Here is a 19,530-nt window from a genome sequence, read left to right as displayed (position 1 = left end):
CCGTGGCTTCAGCGTTCGTCGCCGTTATTGTCGGCGCGGCGCAAGGTCCCGCGCAGGCGCGCCGCGAATTCTCCGCGTCCCGCGAAATAGGTCTGGACGATGCGCGACACCACACTCTGCCGCGCAATCGCGCCAGGCAATTGCGGCATCGCGTCGAACTGCGGCAGCGTGTGCCGCGCGTCGGCCTCGGCCGGATAGATGCGCACGCGCACGTCGTACCAGGCGGCCTGGCCCGTCACCGGATCGGAGTTCGACATGCGCGCGGGTGCCTCGTCGCAGCCGGGTAGCTCGTCGGTGATCAGGTGATTGAGCAGGAAGCCGCGCCGCGATTCGTTCGCGTCCGGGCCGAGATTCCATGCGCCCGCCGCCTTACCGATCGCGTTCCACGTCCATACGGTGCCCGGCTCGACGGTCTCGCTGTAGCGCGCCATGCAGCGCACGCGGCCCCATTGCGATTCGACGTAGATCCAGCCGCCGTCGGCGATGCCGTTCTCGCTCGCCGTGTTGGGATTCACATAAAGGTAGTTCTCGCCATGAATCTGCCGCAGCCACGCGTTCTGCGAATCCCACGAGTGATACATCGCCATCGGCCGCTGCGTGACCGCGGCGAGCGGGAATTGCGCGAGATCCGTCGCCGCGCTTTCGAGCGGCGCGTACCAGAACGGCAGCGGATCGAAGTACCTTTCGACACGCGCGCGCAGATGGTCGGGCGGCTGTCGTCCGCTCGTGCGTCCTTGCGCAGCGAGCCTGAACTTCTGCATCACGTCCGAGTAAAGCTGGATCAGGATCGGCTCGTTGAATTTGCGGAAGCCGTTTTTGACCGCCCAGTCGAGATACGGTCCGTTGCAGTTGCGCGTGTACTGCAAGGTCTCGGGCAAGCGGTAATGGAACACGCAGTTGTTCTTCGCGTACTGCTCCCATTGATTCGGATTCGGTTCGCCGACCAGCGCCTTGTCGCCGTCCTTGCCGCGCCAGCCGATCAGAAAGCCGACGCCGGAACCGGGCGAGGTCGTGTGATTGACGACGAAGTCCGGATAGTCGCGAAAGCGCCGGCTGCCATCCGCATTGGTGAACACCGGAAACTTCAGGCGCGACGCCAGTTCGATCAGCACTTCCTGGAACGGCTTGCATTCGCCGGTCGGCGGCACGACCGGCACGCGCACCGAATCAACGGGGCCGTCGAACTCGGAGATCGGCCGGTCGAGCATCGACATCGCGTCGTAGCGCTCCAGATACGTCGTGTCAGGCAGGATCAGATCCGCGAACGCGGTCATCTCCGACTGGAACGCATCGCACACGACCAGAAACGGAATCTTGTACTCGCCGTTCGGATGTTTGTCCGCGAGCATTTCGCGCACCTTCATCGTATTCATCGACGAATTCCACGCCATGTTGGCCATGAAAATCATCAGCGTATCGATCGGATAAGGATCGCCGCGCCACGCATTGGTGATCACGCTGTGCATCACGCCGTGCACCGCGAGCGGATATTCCCACGAGAACGCCTTGTCGATGCGCACGGGCCCGCCGTGTTCGTCGATGAACAGATCCTCGGGCGCGGCGGGCCAGCCGAGCGGGCCCGTCGCGAGCGGTGTATTGGGCTTGACCGCGGCGGGGTCGTTCGGCGGTTTCGCCGACGGCGGCACCGCGCGCGGAAACGGCGACTTGTGGCGAAAGCCGCCGGGACGGTCGATCGTGCCGAGCAGCGACATCAGCACGGCGAGCGCGCGAATCGACTGAAAGCCGTTCGAATGCGCGGCCAGCCCGCGCATTGCATGAAACGCGACCGGGTTGCCGGTGACCGTGTCGTGCGTTTCGCCCCACGCGTCGGTCCAGCGGATCGGCAGCGTGACGCGGTGCCGGCGGCCCGTCTCGATCATCTCGCCGGCGAGGCGCCGGATCGTCGCAGCCGCGATACCGGTGATCGCCGCCGCCCATTCGGGCGTGCAAGCGGCGACACGCTCACGCAGCAATGCGAACGACGGCGTCACCGGCTTGCCGCTTTCGAGCGTATAGCGGCCGTCGAGCGCGGGCGTCACGCCGCTCGTATGATGCGGCACCGCGCGCTGCGTGGCCGGGTCCCACCAAAGATGATTCTGCGGAAACAGCGGATTGCGTTCGGGCTGCTCGGGATCGCGCACGAACAAGCCGAAGTTTTCGCTCGCTTCGTCGACATCGATCAGCTCCGCGGCGTTCGTGTAGCGCTGCACGAACTCGTGATCCCATGCGTCGGCGGCGATCAGTTCGTGCAGGAATGCCATGAACAGCGCGCCGTCGGTGCCCGGCCTGATCGGCACCCATTCGTCCGCGATCGCCGCATAGCCGGTGCGAATCGGATTGATCGCGATGAAGCGGCCACCCGCTCGCTTGAACTTCGAGATCGCGATCTTCAGCGGATTCGAATGATGATCTTCCGCGGTGCCGATCATGAAGAACAGCTTCGCGTGGTCGAGATCCGGTCCGCCGAATTCCCAGAACGAACCGCCGATCGTATAGATCATGCCGGCCGCCATGTTCGACGAGCAGAAGCCGCCGTGCGCCGCATAATTAGGCGTACCGAACTGTTTGGCGAACAGGCCGGTCAGTGCCTGCATCTGGTCGCGGCCCGTGAACAGCGCGAACTTCTTCGGATCGGTCGAGCGAATCGCGGCGAGACGCTTTTCGAGCACGTCGAACGCGGTGTCCCACGAGACCGGCTCGAACTGGGCGCTGCCGCGCGGCGCGCCGGCCTTGCGCATCAAAGGCTGTGTGAGACGCGCGGGCGAGTACTGCTTCATGATGCCGGAGGCGCCCTTCGCACAGATGACGCCCTGATTCAGCGGATGCTCGGGATTGCCGTCGATATAGCGCACCTCGCCGTCGCGCAGGTGCACGCGGATGCCGCAGCGGCATGCGCACATGTAGCAGGTGGTGGTCTTGATCTCGAGCTGTTCGTTCTGCGTGCGGGCGCGGTGCTCCATGGCCATCTCCGTCGCTGCTTCTGGTGGGCCGACGCGCGGCTGATACGCGCTCGTCATGCGATATCGGAATCGTATTCGCGTCCGCCTCGTAAGGGAAATCGCGATTTGCGAGCAAAACTATCTGGCGCCCCGATAGTTTCCGTTTCGCTTTCAGCTATGCGCTTTTTTTATCCGCATGTCCAGTTGGGCGAGATCGGTTGCGTGCGCCGGGCCGCGTGGGTTCACGCGCGCCCGTCGAGTTGCGCGATCAGCGCATCCGGAACCTCGACGCCGTCCTCATGCGCCGCCTGCGCGAGTTGCTCCCTGCGATAACCGGGCAAGCGCACGTCGTCGTCCATCAGCATCATCTCGATCAGCGCCTCGACCCGCGAGAGATAAGTGTCGTCGCCAGCCAGCGCGCCCGGGTCGATCGCCCAGAACAGATGGCCGATGCGCGAGCGCTCGCCCTCCTCGGTCAGAAACGAGCCCGCTTCGTAGCCGAAGTTCGCGCCGGTCAGCGCGGCGGCCAGCAGTTCGACCACCAGCGCCAGCATCGCGCCTTTCGCGCCGCCGAACGGCAGCATCATGCCGTCGAGCGCGGCGCGCGCATCGGTGGTCGGCAGGCCGTCGCGCGTGGTGGCCCAGCCTTCGGGAATCGGCTTGCCGTCGCGCGCGGCCAGCGCGATCTTGCCGCGCGCGGTCTGCGACAGCGCGAGGTCGATCACGAGCGGCGCGCCGTTGCGGCGCGGAAACACGGCGGCGATCGGATTGGTGCCGAACAGCGCGCGGCGGCCGCCCCAGGCCGGCATCGCCGCCGGCGAATTGCTGAACGCGAGCGCGACCATGCCGGCTTCGCCGAGCGTGGCCAGATGTGCCGCGCCAACCCCGAAATGATGGCTGCGGCGGATACCCGCGACCGCGCTGCCATACTGCCGCGCGCGTTCGGCGAGCGTCGCGACCGCGAGATCGCAGGCCGGATACGCGAGGCCGTCCGCGCCGTCGACCAGCACGGCCGCGCCGCGATCCGCGACGATGGCGGCTTGCGCGGCCGGATCGACGCGACCGTTGCGCAACTGCGCGCAGTACATCGGCAGACGCGATACGCCGTGCGAAGACAGGCCGCGCACGTCGGCGTAGACGAGCGCGCGCGCCGTCGATTCGGCGGTCGCCGGCAACGCATCCGCACGGCGCAGCGCGCCGATCGCAAGCGCGGTGAGCGCGTCGGGAAACAGTCGGGCCATCGGGTATTCCTTTGCCTGGTTCTATGGTCGGCAGCGCATCACTTTGTCATTGCCGCGGTGAAGCATCAAGTCCGCCACTGCCGTTCGATGCCGATGCGACGCGATTCTCACTTCGCCGCCTTTTCGAACAGTGCGGTGGCACGAGGCAGGTTGGGTTCCTCCTCCTGCGTTTGACCCGCTTGCCCCGCTTGCGTCGCCCGCGGTTTGCGAACCGGCTGCGCCACTGCCTGCGTCTGCACCTCGCGCGGCGCGGCAAGGAATTCGCGCGCGGCACGGGCGTCGAATGCGCGTTCCCAGCGGGCGACCACCAGCGTCGCGACGACGTTGCCGATCATATTGGTCAGCGCGCGGATCTCGTTGAGCACGCGGTCGACGCCGAGAATCAGCGTGATGCCCGCGACCGGAATGATGTTGTGCGTCGACAGCGTCGCGGTCAGCGCGACCAGCGCCGCGCCCGCCACACCCGCTCCGCCTTTGGACGTCAGCATCAGGATCGCCAGCAATCCGAGCTGCTGCATCAGCGTCAGATGCGTGTTGGTGGCCTGCGCGATGAACAGCGACGTCATCGTCAGATAGATCGCGGCGCCGTCGAGATTGAACGAGTAGCCGGTCGGCAGCACGAGCCCGACGATCGCGCGCGGACAGCCGATGCGCTCGAGCTTTTCCATCAGACGCGGCAGCACCGATTCCGTGGTCGACGTGCCGAGCACGATCAACAGTTCCTCGCGGAAGTACTTCAGCAGCGGCCACAGTCCCACGCCGGCCCAGCGCGCGGCAGCGCCGAGCACGATCGCGATGAACAGGATGCTGGTGATGTAGAAGCACAGAATCAGCAGCCCGAGTTGCTGCAACGTGCCGATGCCGTATTTGCCGACCGTGAACGCAATCGCGCCGAATGCGCCGAGCGGCGCAAGCCGCATGATCATTTCGACGATGCGCATCAGCGTATCGCCGAACTGCTCGATGCCGCGCATCAGCAGCCGGCTGCGCTGCGACATGATCGACAGCGCGATACCGAACAGCACCGAGAACAGCAGCACCTGCAGCAGATCGCCGCGCGCGAACGCGCCGACCACCGAGTTCGGCACGATCATGTCGATGAAGCTCGACGACGCCGCGTGCGCATCGGCGACGTAATGCGTGACCGCATGAGGATCGAGCGAAGCGGGATCGATATTGAGCCCCGCGCCGGGACGCAGCACGTTCGCGACGACGAGGCCGAGCACGAGCGCGATACTGGTGACCACCTCGAAATACAGCAGCGTCTTGAAGCCGACGCGGCCCACCTGCTTCAGGCTTTCCATGCGCGCGATGCCCACGGAAACCGTGCAGAAGATCACCAGCGTGATCAGCATCTTGATGAGGCGAATGAAGGTGTCGCCGAGCGGTTTCATCTGCACGCCGAATGCGGGCGCGAAATGACCGACGAGAATGCCAGCCGCAAGTCCGATCAGGACCTGCACATAGAGATGTTTGAGCACGCGCAAGATGGTGTCTCCTCCACTCGCTGCTGCCAGATGTCGAGCCGGCGCCACTGCCGCCTGAGCTGCCGGTCACGGGGGCGCCGATGGCCGCTTCTCCGTGCCGGCACGCGCCGGGAAGGTGGGACCGCCGCGCGCGAGCCGTGCGGCTCGCCGCGGCGGCCGGGCCGCCTGCGTCAGGCGCTTTCGAACAGACGCGTCAGCACGAACTCGCGGTGGCCGAGCGCTTCGGCCGAGGTGAAGCGGCCGTTGATCGTCGCCATCATGCATTGCAGCAGCTTGTCGCCGCTCTGGTCGAGGTTCTGCTCGCGCTGCAGGATGCCGGTCACGTCGACGTCGATATGCTCGCCCATCGTGCGAACCGTGCGCGGATTCGCGCAGATCTTGATGACCGGCACGATCGGATTGCCGATCACGTTGCCCTGCCCCGTCGGGAAGAAATGCACGACGAAGCCCGATGCCGCGCACAAGGTCACCATCTCGGCCGCGGCCGACGACGAGTCCATGAACCACAGCCCGGAATGGGTCGGCTCCTCGGCTTTGTCGAGCACGCCGTCGACCATGCACTTCTTGCCGATCTTCTGGATGTTGCCAAGCGCCTTTTCCTCGATCGTCGTCAGGCCGCCCGCGATATTGCCCTTGGTCGGCTGCGACTCGGACAGGTCGTCGGTTTTCCAGCGGTTGATCATGTCCTGATAGCGGTCGAACATGAACTGGAAGCGCTCGCGCACGCCGTCGTTCGCGCAGCGCGCGGCGACGATCTGCTCGCCGCCGGTCAGCTCTGAGGTCTCGCCGAACACGAGCGTGGTGCCGAGGCCATAGAGTTTGTCGAACGCGTTGCCGACGGTCGGATTCGCGCCGCAGCCCGAGGTGGTGTCCGACTCGCCGCACTTGGTCGACACCCATAGATCCGAGATCGGGCACTCTTCGCGATCGAGCGAGGTCGCGTACTGCACCATTTCCTTCGCGGCTTTCGACGCCCGCATGATCGTGTCGTGATCGCCGTGCAGCTCGATGCCGAAGCCCATCACCGGCTTGCCGGTTTTCGCAATGCCGTCGACGACGCGCTTGGTCCAGCCCTCCTCGATGCCGATCACGACCACCGCCGCGACGTTCGGATTGCTGCCCGCGCCGATCAGCGTGCGGAAATGCAGTTCGAGATCGGCGCCGAATTGCAGCCGCCCGTACGGATGCGGCAGCGCCATGGTCCCCTTGATGTTGTGTTCGACCGCCTGCGCCGCCGCATTGGACAGATCGTCGACCGGCAGGATGATCACGTGGTTGCGTACCCCCACGCGGCCGTTGTCGCGACGATAGCCGCGGAAAGTCGTATCCAGGTCAATCACGCTCATGGTGTCTCTCTCGTTCGGGTTGATGCCAGTGAGGGGCGGCTCGAGGCCGCGAAGCGGGAATGCGGCGAAACAGGCGGGAAAACGCGCGCGCCACGACGCGCGGCGCGGGTTGCTTACCAGCGCTTCGTCTTGATGTTGTGCACGTGCGCGTGCTCGCCGGCCTTGATCGGCGCGACCACCTTGCCGATGTCGACGCCGTACTTGAACACCGTATCGCCAACGGCCATATCCTTCAGCGCGACCTTGTGACCGATCGGAATGTCCTGCTTCGCCAGCACGGTGACGATTTCGTCGTCGTCCATGATCCATGCGTTGAGCTGCGTGCCCGCCTTGATGCCCTCGACCACGGCTACGCCGACCGTGTCTTTCGCCTCGTGCAGCACGATGTGAATCGTCCTGCGCGGCGCCGACGCGCCCGCTGCGGTGTCGTTGAGGTCTGCCGTGGGATTGCTCATGAACGTCTCCATTCGTAGTTTGAATGCGGTATGAGGGTGCCGCCGGGACAGCGCAGCCAGGTGCGCCGCGGTGAATCGATATTAGGCGCCGACTTGCCCGATGTCAACTAGGTCATCTATATGTGTTAGAAGACTGGACGAAACCCGCCCCGCTGTCGCGATGCGCCGGCAACATATGATTCATCCAGATGTATTAGATGACCGGGTCGTTTAGAATCAGATCAGGTTCAACCCCGGCGAGCAGTACGGCTCGCGTATCCCAGAGGTTTTCATGAGCACGCTCGCGATCAATGCCCCCGCGGTCGGCGGCACCCGGTACAAGGAGGTCAAGAGCGCGATTCTCGCGGCGCTCGCGGCCGGCGAATGGAAAGGCGGCGAATGCATTCCTTCGGAAAAACGCCTCGCCGAACGCTTCGGCGTGTCGATCGGCACGCTGCGCAAAGCCATCGACGAACTATGCGCCGAGAACATTCTGATCCGTCATCAGGGGCTCGGCACGTTCGTGGCGATGCATCAACGCGACCGGCACTTCTTTCGCTTCTTTCGCATCGTGCGGCGCGACGGCGACAAGGCCTACCCGGTCGTCACGCTGATCGGCTTCAAGAAGGCGCGTGCGTCGCGCGAGGCGGCCGTCGCGCTCGGTATCGACACCGGCGCGCGCGTGCTGCAGTTCGTGAATGGGCTCGCGCTGCACGGCAAGACCGTGCTGATCGAACATATCACCGTGCCCGAAGCGCTGTTTCCCGGCTTGACGGAAAGCAAACTGCGCAACCGGCCGAACACGCTGTACAACTTCTATCAGGACGGTTTCGGCATCAATGTGGTCGAAACCGATGAGCATGTGAGCGTGGCGCTCGCCAATGAACTCGAAAGCGCGCAACTTGGCGTCGAAATCGGCGCACCGCTGCTCGAGATTCGGCGCATCGCGTACTCGTATCACCGCAGCGCGGTCGAACTGCGAATTTCCCGGCTCAATACCGAGGAGTACGAGTACATCGGCACGCGCGCGGCGCGCGACGATCAGAAATAGCGGACCGCGCGCTTCAGATCGGCGTGAGCACCGCTTCGCCCGCGAAATGGCGTCGCGCGTTGTTCAGGAAGTTGTCGACCGAGGCCGTGATCGCTTCCGGCGAGCGGCCGCCCACGTGCGGCGTCAGCACCACGTTGCGCAGGCCGATCAGTGCCTGCGGCGGTTCGGGCTCGCCTTCGTAGACGTCGAGTGCGGCACCCGCGATCGCTCCCGCGGCGAGCGCGCGCGCCAGCGCGGCCGTATCGACGACGCTGCCGCGCGACACGTTGACGACGAAGCCTTGCGGACCCAGCGCCGCCAGCACGGCCTCGCCGATCAGATGCCGGGTGCCGGCGCCGCCTGGTGTCGCGACCATCAGAAAATCGCACCACTGCGCGAGCGCTGCGACGCTGTCGAAATAGCGCAGTTGCGGCGCATCCTCGCGCGGCTTGCGGTTGTGATAGCCGACTTCCATGTCGAAGCCGGCCGCGCGCCGCGCGATCTTCGCGCCGATATGGCCGAGCCCGACGATGCCCAAGCGCTTGTTCGACACGTTCGGGCGCATCGGCAGATGGTCGCGCCACACGCCTTCACGCGTCGCGCGATCGAGTTGCGGCACGTCGCGCACGACCGCGAGCAGCAACGCGAACGCGTGATCGGCCACGCAGTGATCGTTGGTGCCGGCGCCGTTGACGAGCACGATACCGCGCGATCGCGCGTGCTCGACCGGCAGATTCTCGTAGCCGGCGCCCAGCGCGCTGATCAGTTCGAGCCGCGGCATACGCTCGATGTCGGCCGCGCCGACACCGGTCGTGCCGTTGGTCAGCACCGCCCGGATCGCCGCGCCGTGCGTCGCGAGTGCGGCTTCGCGCTGCGCTGGCTCAGGTGCGTAGATGACGTCGAAGGCGGCCTCGATGCTCGCGCGGCTCGCGTCTTTCAGGTGGATCAAGACCAGCAGCGATGGCTTCATGACGACGTTTTCCCCGATGGCGTGAATGAATCGAATCGGCGCGCAAGCTTCGGCGATCGAGTGTAGCAAGCCTCGATGCGGCGCGCAGAACGGTCACGCTCGCCGTGCGCCATGCGCGGCGCCATATCGCCATGCACATCCGCGCAAAAACGACACGCCAACAGTCTTTCATTTTCGGCCGGAGCCAACCTGTCTAAAATAGGCGGCAATTCCGACCCCGAGAACCTCATGCTGGATAACCTCACGAGCGGCCCCGCGCCCATCAACGACGACTCCGGGATGTTCGAACTCGCGCCCGTGTCGCTGTGGCTCGAAGATTTCAGCGGCGTGCGCTCGCTATTCGATGAATGGCGCGCCGCGGGCGTGACCGATCTGCGCGCCCATTTCGCCGAAGACCCGCGCCGCGTCGCCGAATGCGCCCATAGCATCCGCGTGATCAAGGTCAATCGCCAGACGCTCGCGCAATTCGAGGCCGCCGATTTCGACACGCTGACGAGCAACCTCGCGTCGGTGTTTCGCGACGACATGCTGAAAACGCACCTCGAAGAACTGTGCCAGCTATGGGCCGGGCAATCGAACTTCACCAGCCACACGGTCAACTACACGCTCGGCGGACGGCGCCTCGACGTGCTGCTCAAGGGCGCGGTGCTGCCCGGTCACGAGGAGCGCTGGGACCGCGTGCTCGTTTCGACCGAAGACATCACCGAGCTCGAAGGCGCGCGGCGCCGCGTCACGCAAGCGGAGGAATACGCGCGCGGGCTCTTCGAACATTCGCCGGTATCGCTGTGGGTCGAGGATTTCAGCGCGGTCAAACGCCTGCTCGACGGCGCACGTGCGGCCGGCATCAACGATTTCCGCGTGTTTACCGATGTCCATCCCGAGTTCGTCGAACGCTGCATGGCGGAAATCCACGTGCTCGACGTCAACCATCACACGCTCGGCATGTTCGGCGCGAAGGACAAGAAGACGCTGCTCGCGCGCCTGGCCGACGTGTTCCGCGACGACATGCGCCCGCATTTCCGCGAGCAGCTGATCGACCTGTGGGACAACAAGCTTTTCCAGCAGCGCGAGGTGCTCAACTATTCACTCGACGGCAGCGAGGTTCACGTGCACCTGCAATTCTCGGTGCTGCCGGGCCACGAGCAAAACTGGAATCTCGTGCTGGTCGCGCTGACCGACATCACCGCGCGCAAGAAGGCCGAGGCGTACCTCGAATTCCTCGGCAAGCACGACGTGCTGACCAAGCTGCGCAACCGCTCGTTCTACGTCGACGAACTGAACCGGCTCGAACGCAAGGGACCCTGGCCCGTGACGATCATCATGGCCGACCTGAACGGCCTGAAGCGCGTCAACGATCAGCTCGGCCACGCGGCCGGCGACGCGCTGCTGCGGCGCGCCGGCGAAGTGCTCGCGAAGGCGATGGAGTCGCCGTTCCATGCGGCGCGGATCGGCGGCGACGAGTTCGCGATCCTGATGCCCGACACCGACGAGCGCGGCGGCGCGGCGATGATCGACGCGATCCGCCAGCTCGTCGAGATGAACAACCAGTTCTATCCGGGCTCGCCGCTGAGCTTCTCGATGGGCGCGGCGACCTGCCAGCGCGGCGACCGGCTGGAAGCGGGCGTGCAACGCGCCGACCTGCTGATGTACGCGGAAAAGCGCGCGCACTACGAGGACCAGCCGGGGGCGAACGCGGCGGCGAAGTAACGCTCGCCGGCGTCAGACGTTCACCACGCCGGCTCGACGCTCAGCGCTCAGCCCGGCAGCTTGGCCGCCAGCACGTCCACCTTGACGATGCCCGGTGGCGAGGCGAACAGCTCGCCCGCCTTCGCCATCAGCGCGGCCGCGACCTTGCCGTTCAGATGCGCGTCGCGGCCGGCTTCGTCTTCGAACGCGTCGAAGATGCCATACGTGGACGGACCGAGCTTCAGACCGAACCACGCGGCAGTAGCCGGTTCCTGCTCGACGAGCGGCAGGCCGCCGAGCAGAAACGCCTCGACCTCCTGTTCCTTGCCGGGCTTGGCTTCCAGACGGACATACAGGGCGAGCTTGACCATGTTGCGACTCCTTGGTGGGTGCGGCAGACGGCGATGCTCTGAAAGGCGCTTTGAAAAGTATAGGCGGCGCCGGCTGAAGCGGCGCTCGACTTGATGCGCGAGCAAGTCACACCCCCGGAAAGCGCAGCTCGAAACGCACCACGCCCGGCAGCGGACACACCACCCGCGCGCTGCCGCCATGCAGATGCATGATCGCCTTCACGATCGCGAGCCCGAGTCCGTTCGATTCCGTGAACGCGCTGCGCGCCGCGTCGCCGCGATAGAAGCGATCGAACAGCCGGTCGAGTTGCGCGGCCGGAATCGGCTCGCCCTCGTTTTCGACCGTCACCAGCGCGCCCGCTTCGTCCTGCGCGCCGCATAGGCGCACGGTCGTGTCGCCCGCGCCGTAGCGCACCGCGTTGACGACCAGATTGTTGATCGCGCGGCGGCACAGCATCGGATTGGCCGACGCGATGCCCGCCGCGTCGACTTCGAAACGCATCCCGCGCTCGTCGGCCAGACCTTCGAAATAGTCGGCGATTCTGACGAGCTCGCCATGCAGATCGACCGGCTGCCGTTCGATCGACAACGCCGCATGATCCGCGTGCGCGAGAAACAGAATGTTCTCGGCGATATGGCTCAGACGATTCAACTCCTCCAGATTCGATTCGAGCAGTTGCTGATATTCGTCGGCTTCGCGCGGCTGCGCGAGCGCCACCTGGGTCTGGCCGACCAGCGCGCCGACCGGCGTGCGAATCTCGTGCGCGAGATCGGCGGAAAACTGCTGCAGGCGTTGATAGCCGTCAGCGAGACGATCGAGCATCGCGTTGAACGCATGGGTGAGCTGACGCAGTTCCACCGGCGCGGCTTCGTTATCGAGCCGCACAGTCAGGTTGGTCGGACTGATTTGCGCGGCGCGCGTGGCGATCTCCCGCACCGGTCGCAGCGCGCGGCGCAGCACGCAGTATGCGAGCAGCGTCGCGGCCAGCATGCCGGTCAGCGTTGCCAGCACGATGCGGTTGCGGTACTCGGCCAGCATGCGCATTTCATGCGTCATCGGATGGCCGGCGATCACCTCGACTTCGGTGCCGTCCTCGCGCGCCGTCGCGGTCGCGATCGCCCAATGCACCGGCACGCCATCGGGCAGATGCGTCTGCGGGATATCCGCGGCGCGCGGCGGTTTGCCTGCCGGTACGGCCGGCAGGTCGGGCACCGCGAGTCTCGCCGGATTCACGTCGACGAACGGCGCGTCGCCGGGCCTGCGGAAGATCAGCACGTCCTCTTCCGCGCCGAGCATCGTTTCGAACAGCAGCGGGCGCTTTTTCAGTTCGCTGACTGAATAAAGGTCGTGCACGATGCGGCTGAAATGCTCGACGCGGCCGCTCAGCACGACGTCGGCGCGGCGTTGCAGCGAGACTTCGGCGGAGTGATAGAAATACGCGCCGAGCGAGCCGATCACCGCGCAGGCGATCAGCGCGAACAGCAGCGTGGTGCGCGCGATCAGCGAGCGTTCGGTCCAGAGCTTCATGCGCCGTCGCCGAACGTGTAGCCGATGCTGCGCACCGTGTGAATCAGCTTCTTGTCGAACGGATGATCGACCTTCGCGCGCAAGCGCTTGATCGCCACGTCGACCACGTTGGTGTCGCTATCGAAGTTCATGTCCCACACTTCCGAGGCGATCTGCGAGCGCGACAGCGCTTCGCCCTCGCGGCGCACCAGCAGATGCAGCAGCATGAACTCCTTGTTGGTCAGCGGAATGTCGACGCCCTCGCGCGTGACCCGGCGGCGCAACACGTCGAGCCGGAGATCGGCGACTTCGAACACGTCGCTCTCGCGGATCACGCCACGGCGCAACAACGTGCGAATGCGCAGCACCAGCTCGGTAAACGAAAACGGTTTGACCAGATAGTCGTCGGCGCCGAGTTCGAGACCGCGAATGCGGTCGCTGACCTGATCGCGCGCGGTCAGGAAAATGACCCGCAGATCGCGTCGCGCGCGCAGCGCCCGCATGATCTCCCAACCGTCGATGCCCGGCAGCATGACGTCGAGCACCACCAGCTCGTAGTCGTGCTCGAGCGCCATATGCAGGCCATCCGTGCCGGTGCGCGCGAGGTCGACCGCGTAGCCGTTCTCGCGCAGGCCCTTCTTCAGATAGTCGCCGGTCTTCGGATCGTCTTCGATGACGAGAATGCTCATGATGCCCGCTGCTCCTGCGCGCGATTCGACCCGCAAGGCCGCGCTCGCGCGTGCAATAAACGCCTGATGAGCGCGCCCGACAAGCCCTGCAACGCTCCCGGTGGCCATTCTACGTGGCCGCCATCGGCCATTCATGACGTTTTTGTCATCCTCCCGTCACCCTGATGAGCCGATGCGGCGGCTAGTCTGAGCGCATCGTTCACCACGCTGCATCCCTTCCTGGAGTTGCCTCATGAAGACCCGCATGAAGATCGCCCGCGCACGAACGCTGCGCGCCCTCGCCGTCCCCGCCCTCGCCGCCGCGCTGTTCGCGACGAGCTTCGCGGCTTCGGCCCAGAGCGCCGCGCCGACCGGCGTGCGCGGCACCGTGACGTCGCTATCGGGCGATCTGCTCAAAGTCCACACGCGCGACGGCCAGGACGTCGACGTGAAACTCGCCGCCGACACGCCGATTCGCGGCGTCACGCTCGCCAACGTCACCGACATCAAGCCGGACAGCTACGTCGGCACCGCCGCGATTCCGCAGTCCGACGGCACGCTGAAGGCGCTCGAAGTGCACGTGTTCCCGCCGAGCATGCGCGGTTCTGGCGAAGGTCATCGGCCGTGGGATCTCGGCGCGAACAGCACGATGACGAACGGCACGGTCGGCTCGCTCGTGGTCAGCAACGGCCGCACGATCACCGTCAAGTACAAGGACGGCGAGAAGAAGATCGTGATTCCGCAGGACGTGCCCATCGTCAGCCTGGAGCCGGGCAGCCGCGCGTTGCTCACGCCCGGCACGAAGGTCGTGCTGTTTGCGCACAAGGATGCCGATGGCTCGATGGCGGCGAATTTCATTTCGGCCGGCGAGCACGGGGTGACGCCGCCGATGTAATGCGGCACGTCGTTCGCTTTCATCCATCCCGTCTTTCAAGCCAATGCCCGAATCGCCAGCATTCCCGGTCGTTCATTCTCTCGTCGTTCGCGTGACGCACTGGATCAATGCGTTCGCAATGGTCTGCATGGTGATGAGCGGCTGGGCGATCTATAACGCGTCGCCGATCTTTGCGTTCCGGTTTCCCGTGTGGGCGACGGTCGGCGGATGGCTCGGCGGCTCGATCGCATGGCACTTCGCGGCGATGTGGCTGCTGTGCGCGAACGGGCTGCTGTATCTCGCGCACGGCGTGGCGAGCGGCCATTTGCGTCGCAAGCTGCTGCCGGTGCGTCCCCGCGACGTGGCACGCGATGCGGCGCTCGCGTTGCGTTTCAAGCTGCCGCACGAGACCGGCAAGTACAACGCCGTGCAACGCGCGCTCTACCTGCTGGTGCTGCTGCTCGGTGTGCTGCTCGTCGCATCGGGGCTGTCGATCTGGAAGCCGGTGCAATTCTCGTGGCTGACCGCGTTGTTCGGCGGCTTCGATTTCGCGCGGCGCGTGCATTTCGTCGCGATGGCCGGCGTGGTCGGCTTCGTCGTCGTGCATCTGCTGCTGGTGCTGCTGGTGCCGCGCACGTTGCCGCCGATGTTCACCGGACGCGCCCGGCGCGGCGCGCCTCGCATCGATCAAGCTGCACAGAGGACTCGCGCATGAGCGCCCCGCAACGAAACGACACGGCGAACGATACGCACGCCAATGCAGAAGACGCGCGCCGCTCACGTATCGTGCTCGCCGACCATCGGCCGCAGATCGAGCAGCTGCAGCGCCGCTTATTTTTGCGCTCGTCGCTATCGATCGGCGCGCTCGCGATGCTGTCCGGCTGCAACCTGCAGGACAACGATTCCGTCGACAAGGTGCTATGGGCGATGTCGCGCTGGAACGATCGTGTGCAGGCGTGGCTGTTCAATCGCAACAAACTCGCGCCGACCTATGCGGCGCGCGACATCACCGATCCATTTCCATTCAACGCGTTCTATCCCGAGTTCGACGCGCCCGATGTCGACGGCTCGACCTACCGGCTCGAAGTGTCGGGGCTGGTCGCGGATAAACGCAGCTGGAGTCTCGAACAGCTGCGCGGATTGCCGCAGGTCTCGCAGATCACGCGTCACGTGTGCATCGAAGGATGGAGTGCGATCGGACAATGGAGCGGCGTGCCGTTTCGCACGTTTCTCGAGCTGATCGGCGCCGATCTGAGCGCGCGCTACGTGGGCTTCAAATGCGCGGACCGCTACTACTCGAGCCTCGACATGGCGAGCGCGCTGCATCCGCAAACCCAATTGACGCTCGATTTCCGCAACGCGCCGCTACCGGCCAGATATGGCTATCCGTTGAAGCTGCGCGTGCCGACCAAGCTCGGCTTCAAGAACCCGAAGCACATCGCGGCGATCTTCGTGACGAACACGAACCCGGGCGGCTACTGGGAAGATCAGGGCTATAACTGGTTCAGCGGGCTTTAGACCACGGTCACATAACGCGGCGCCGGCTTGGGTGCGCGCGGCGGCGGCGGCGCATCGTGAGCGGCGCGCATGCGCTTGACTTCGTCGACGGGACTCAGGCCGAACAGCCGCTTGAACTCGCGACTGAACTGCGACGCGCTTTCGTAACCGACGCGCGCCGCGGCCGCGCCCGCGTTCAAACCATCCTGCACCATCAGCAGACGCGCGTGATGCAGACGCGTGGTCTTCACATACTGCATCGGCGAAGTGGCGGTGACCGCCTTGAACTGCGCATGAAACACGGCGAGGCTCATGCCGGCTTCGGCCGCCAGCGTATCGACATCGAGCGATCCGTGATAGTCCGCATGAATGCGCCGCAGCGCCTTGGCGATGCGGCCGAAGTGATTCTGATGCGTGAGCGCCGCGCGAATCGCGCCGCCCTGCTCGCCGGTCAACACGCGATAGCAGATTTCCCGCACGATGCCGGGTGCCAGGATTTGCGCGTCGAGCGGCGACGCGAGCGCTTCCATCAGGCGCTGCACTGCGTTTCTCAGCGGGGCGTCGAGCGGCGTTGAATACATGCCGGCCGGTTCGTACTGCGCGAGGCCCTGGGTTTCGTTGAGCGCCATCAGCAGCTCGGCGACCATCGTCAGATCGACGCGCACCGACATGCCGAGAAACGGCTCCTCTGCGCTCGCCTCGGTCTCGCATTCGAACGGCAACGGCACCGACAGCACCAGGTACTGCTGCGCGTCGTACTGGAACACCTGATCGCCGAGATAGCCGCGCTTGCGTCCCTGACAGACAATCACGATGCTCGGCTCATACATGACCGGCATGCGCGGCATGGGGCGATTCGCACGCAGCAGGCTGACGCCTTCGAGGCTCGAGCGCGTCATGCCGGCATTCGGCGCGAGCAGATCGAACAGTTCGCGCACGCGGCGTTGCGCGGGATCTTCCGTAACGGAACCGACAGCTTGAGTGGACATGACGATATGGTGACGGCCAGGAGAATAATGCTTGAAATTTAGCATCAAACAGCCTATCGCGCCGCCCCTCCGGAGTTTTAGGCAAACCTTCAAGACGATCAGGTATTCCCCGAGCGGTGTCGGGCTCCTAAGATGGGAACCCTACCGGATCGCCTTTTTCGACGCGCAGCGTGCACGGTCATCGACCGCCACGCGCCGACAGCTTGCCAATATCGGCCACCCCACGCTCGCGTCCCGATCCCGGTTCACGCTGCGGCCCGCCGCATCCGCAACCCTGTGTTGCGCATCGCCGGCGCGTCGCAGGTTGCGCCATCACCCTCTTTGCTGGAGCTACCCATGAGCACGACGTATGCCTATGCAGCGAGCGACGCTACCACGCCGCTCGCCCCGTTCGAAATCCAGCGCCGCGCGCCACGCGCCCATGACGTGCAGATGGAAGTGCTGTACTGCGGTGTGTGCCATTCCGACTTGCATCAGGCGCGCAATGAATGGAAGAACACGATCTACCCGGTCGTGCCGGGTCACGAGATCGTGGGCCGCGTGACCGCGGTCGGTCCGAACGTGACGAAGTACAAGGTCGGCGAGCTGGTCGCGGTCGGCTGTCTGGTCGATTCGTGCCGCACCTGCGCGAGCTGCGCGGAGGGTCTCGAGCAGTATTGCGAGAACGGTTGGGTGGGCACGTACAACGGTGTCGATCGCGTCGACGGACAGGTCACGTACGGTGGCTATTCGACGCAACTGGTCGTCGACGAGGCCTTTACGCTGCGCGTGCCGCAGAATCTCGACCCTGCGGGTGTCGCGCCGCTGCTGTGTGCGGGCATCACCACGTATTCGCCGCTGCGCACGTGGGGCGTGGGCCCGGGCAAGAAAGTCGGGATCGTCGGCCTCGGTGGCCTCGGCCATATGGGCGTGAAGCTGGCCCGGGCGATGGGCGCGCATGTCGTGCTGTTTACGACGTCGCCGTCGAAGATCGAAGATGCGAAGCGGCTTGGTGCGCATGAAGTTGTTGTTTCGAAGAATCCGCAGGAGATGGAAGCGCATGTGAATAGCTTCGATTTCATTCTCAATACGGTGGCTGCGCAGCATGATCTGAATCCGTTTTTGAATCTGCTCAAGCGGGATGCGACGATGACCCTGGTCGGTGCTCCGGAGCACGATCATCCGTCGCCGCAGGTGTTCAATCTGATCTTCAAGCGGCGGCGCCTTGCTGGTTCGCTGATTGGAGGTATTGCCGAGACGCAGGAGATGCTGGATTTCTGCGGTGAGCATGGCATTACTTCCGATATTGAAATGATTCCGATGCAGAAGATTAATGAGGCTTATGAGCGGATGCTCAAAAGTGATGTGAAGTATCGGTTTGTCATTGATATGGATTCCATGCGGAAGTGATAGCCGCTTGGTGTGCCGCGCGGCGGGTGCTTTTTTTGCGCCTGCGGCGCGGGGTTCTGTTTTGTTGTTTGTGTGCTTTTTGTCCTCGCTTTTTTTCTGTGTTCTTAGGGTGTTGGCCTTTCCTTGTTGTCTTGTCGGTCTATTAGCGTTGCCCCTGTGCGGGGCGGCACCTACTTTCTTTGCTGCTGCAAAGAAAGTAGGCAAAGAAGACAGCTCAAACCGCTAACTCTTAAGCGGGTCCCTTTGTCTGCCACGGGTAGTGGTGCATCTGGAATCTGTGTTCTCGCACATTCCACGGCAGTGACAAGGCCGTCATTCTTCCAGCGGCGCTGCGCGCGCCGAAGCGCGGTTCTGAAACCATTGGTCGTTTCGGCGCGTCGCCGAGGCGAAGCCGATGGCCCCACTAACGAAGAAAACTACAACTGGTTTCCCATGCATTCCCGTCCGCGACGCACGTAGTGCGGAGTGGGATGGATGACGGCTTTGTCACTGCCGTCGAGTGTGCGGGGGCACGGATTCCAGATGCACCACTACCTCATGTGGACCGAGGGACCCGCTTAAGAGTTAGCGGTTTGAGCTGTCTTCTTTGCCTACTTTCTTTGCAGCAGCAAAGAAAGTAGGTGCCGCCCCGCACAGGGGCGACGCTAATAGACCGACAACACAACGAGAAAAGGCCAACACCACAAGAACAACGACAAAACCGCCGCAGGCAAAAGCGAAAACCCATTTGGAGCATCCCAGTGATCGACAGAATAACTGCAATGCGCACATTCATCCGAATTGTGGACACCAACAGCTTCACCCGCGCAGCGGAGTCATTAAACATTCCACGCGCGACAGCGACAACGATCGTCCAGAACCTGGAAGCCCTGCTAGGCACAGCGTTATTGGTCCGCACGACGCGCCGCCTAAGCATCACCCCAGAAGGCGCAGCCTATTACGAGCGTTGCGCACAAATCCTGGCCGACATCGACGAAATGGAAGCCAGCATCCGCAATTCGACCGACAACCTGACCGGCCGCCTGCGCATCGAAATGCCCAGCGCGTGTATCGGCTCCGGTTGTCTGGACAAGCTTTTGCAGCTCAGGCGGCCAGCTTCATCAGCCTTTCCTGACGGGCTTCG

The 19,530-nt window shown here is 64.4% G+C and carries 17 protein-coding genes; 7 read left to right on the top strand and 10 right to left on the bottom strand.

Annotation, left to right across the window (positions count from 1 at the left end):
• Positions 1-8: 8 nt before the first annotated feature.
• From EVC45_RS35310 to EVC45_RS35290, 5 genes are all read right to left on the bottom strand, one after another.
• Positions 9-2,960: a molybdopterin oxidoreductase family protein gene (locus EVC45_RS35310; protein WP_129962775.1), complete on the bottom strand. Its 2,952-nt coding sequence runs from the start codon at positions 2,958-2,960 to the stop codon at positions 9-11.
• A gap of 221 nt (positions 2,961-3,181) precedes the next feature.
• Positions 3,182-4,180 carry an Ldh family oxidoreductase gene (locus tag EVC45_RS35305; protein WP_129962774.1) on the bottom strand — a complete coding sequence of 333 codons (999 nt, stop codon included), beginning with the start codon at positions 4,178-4,180 and terminating at the stop codon, positions 3,182-3,184.
• Positions 4,181-4,287: 107 nt separating this feature from the next.
• On the bottom strand, positions 4,288-5,667 hold the full coding sequence (gene dctA, locus EVC45_RS35300; RefSeq protein WP_129962773.1) for a C4-dicarboxylate transporter DctA: 1,380 nt from the start codon (positions 5,665-5,667) through the stop codon (positions 4,288-4,290).
• Between the two features lie 170 nt (positions 5,668-5,837).
• Entirely contained in the window at positions 5,838-7,013 is a 1,176-nt protein-coding gene (locus EVC45_RS35295; RefSeq protein WP_129962772.1) for a UxaA family hydrolase, read from the bottom strand.
• 113 nt (positions 7,014-7,126) lie between these two features.
• Positions 7,127-7,468 (bottom strand): UxaA family hydrolase, encoded by a 342-nt coding sequence (locus EVC45_RS35290; protein ID WP_211193528.1) that lies wholly within the window; start codon positions 7,466-7,468, stop codon positions 7,127-7,129.
• 271 nt (positions 7,469-7,739) lie between these two features.
• Between EVC45_RS35290 and EVC45_RS35285 the strand changes: the two genes are divergently transcribed.
• Positions 7,740-8,498 carry a GntR family transcriptional regulator gene (locus EVC45_RS35285; protein ID WP_129962771.1) on the top strand — a complete coding sequence of 253 codons (759 nt, stop codon included), beginning with the start codon at positions 7,740-7,742 and terminating at the stop codon, positions 8,496-8,498.
• A gap of 13 nt (positions 8,499-8,511) precedes the next feature.
• Here EVC45_RS35285 and EVC45_RS35280 read toward each other — a convergent pair whose 3' ends face one another.
• A complete protein-coding gene (locus EVC45_RS35280) occupies positions 8,512-9,447 on the bottom strand; it encodes a 2-hydroxyacid dehydrogenase (RefSeq protein ID WP_129962770.1) in 936 nt (311 codons plus the stop codon).
• A 228-nt stretch (positions 9,448-9,675) separates the two neighbouring features.
• Between EVC45_RS35280 and EVC45_RS35275 the strand changes: the two genes are divergently transcribed.
• Complete coding sequence (locus EVC45_RS35275) at positions 9,676-11,154, top strand: diguanylate cyclase domain-containing protein (RefSeq protein WP_129962769.1); 1,479 nt, start codon at positions 9,676-9,678, stop codon at positions 11,152-11,154.
• A gap of 47 nt (positions 11,155-11,201) precedes the next feature.
• On the opposite strand, the gene EVC45_RS35270 is transcribed toward EVC45_RS35275, so the two are convergent.
• From EVC45_RS35270 to EVC45_RS35260, 3 genes are all read right to left on the bottom strand, one after another.
• A complete protein-coding gene (locus EVC45_RS35270) occupies positions 11,202-11,504 on the bottom strand; it encodes a putative quinol monooxygenase (protein ID WP_129962768.1) in 303 nt (100 codons plus the stop codon).
• Between the two features lie 106 nt (positions 11,505-11,610).
• On the bottom strand, positions 11,611-13,011 hold the full coding sequence (locus EVC45_RS35265; protein ID WP_129962767.1) for a heavy metal sensor histidine kinase: 1,401 nt from the start codon (positions 13,009-13,011) through the stop codon (positions 11,611-11,613).
• Positions 13,008-13,679: a heavy metal response regulator transcription factor gene (locus EVC45_RS35260; RefSeq protein ID WP_129962766.1), complete on the bottom strand. Its 672-nt coding sequence runs from the start codon at positions 13,677-13,679 to the stop codon at positions 13,008-13,010. The genes EVC45_RS35265 and EVC45_RS35260 overlap by 4 nt, the downstream gene beginning before the upstream one ends.
• A gap of 232 nt (positions 13,680-13,911) precedes the next feature.
• Here EVC45_RS35260 and EVC45_RS35255 point away from each other — a divergent pair, with 232 nt between their 5' ends.
• From EVC45_RS35255 to EVC45_RS35245, 3 genes are read left to right on the top strand one after another with little or no spacing between them, the layout of a single operon-like run.
• Positions 13,912-14,553 (top strand): DUF5666 domain-containing protein, encoded by a 642-nt coding sequence (locus tag EVC45_RS35255; protein ID WP_129962765.1) that lies wholly within the window; start codon positions 13,912-13,914, stop codon positions 14,551-14,553.
• A gap of 43 nt (positions 14,554-14,596) precedes the next feature.
• Positions 14,597-15,247: a cytochrome b/b6 domain-containing protein gene (locus EVC45_RS35250; protein ID WP_129962764.1), complete on the top strand. Its 651-nt coding sequence runs from the start codon at positions 14,597-14,599 to the stop codon at positions 15,245-15,247.
• Positions 15,244-16,050, top strand: coding sequence for a molybdopterin-dependent oxidoreductase (locus EVC45_RS35245; RefSeq protein ID WP_129962763.1), 807 nt, complete (start codon positions 15,244-15,246; stop codon positions 16,048-16,050). The genes EVC45_RS35250 and EVC45_RS35245 overlap by 4 nt, the downstream gene beginning before the upstream one ends.
• On the opposite strand, the gene EVC45_RS35240 is transcribed toward EVC45_RS35245, so the two are convergent.
• A complete protein-coding gene (locus EVC45_RS35240; protein ID WP_129962762.1) occupies positions 16,047-17,018 on the bottom strand; it encodes an AraC family transcriptional regulator in 972 nt (323 codons plus the stop codon). The genes EVC45_RS35245 and EVC45_RS35240 overlap by 4 nt on opposite strands.
• 336 nt (positions 17,019-17,354) lie before the next feature.
• On the opposite strand from EVC45_RS35240, the gene EVC45_RS35235 reads away from it, so the two are divergent.
• Both EVC45_RS35235 and EVC45_RS35230 read left to right on the top strand, forming a co-directional pair.
• Positions 17,355-18,407, top strand: coding sequence for an NAD(P)-dependent alcohol dehydrogenase (locus EVC45_RS35235; protein ID WP_129962761.1), 1,053 nt, complete (start codon positions 17,355-17,357; stop codon positions 18,405-18,407).
• 743 nt (positions 18,408-19,150) lie between these two features.
• Positions 19,151-19,530: LysR family transcriptional regulator (locus EVC45_RS35230; RefSeq protein WP_248295382.1), on the top strand; the 380-nt coding region annotated here is incomplete at its 3' end.

The organism is Paraburkholderia sp. UYCP14C (assembly GCF_004197395.1).
Classification (GTDB): domain Bacteria; phylum Pseudomonadota; class Gammaproteobacteria; order Burkholderiales; family Burkholderiaceae; genus Paraburkholderia.
This window is presented reverse-complemented; position numbering and strand designations above follow the sequence as displayed.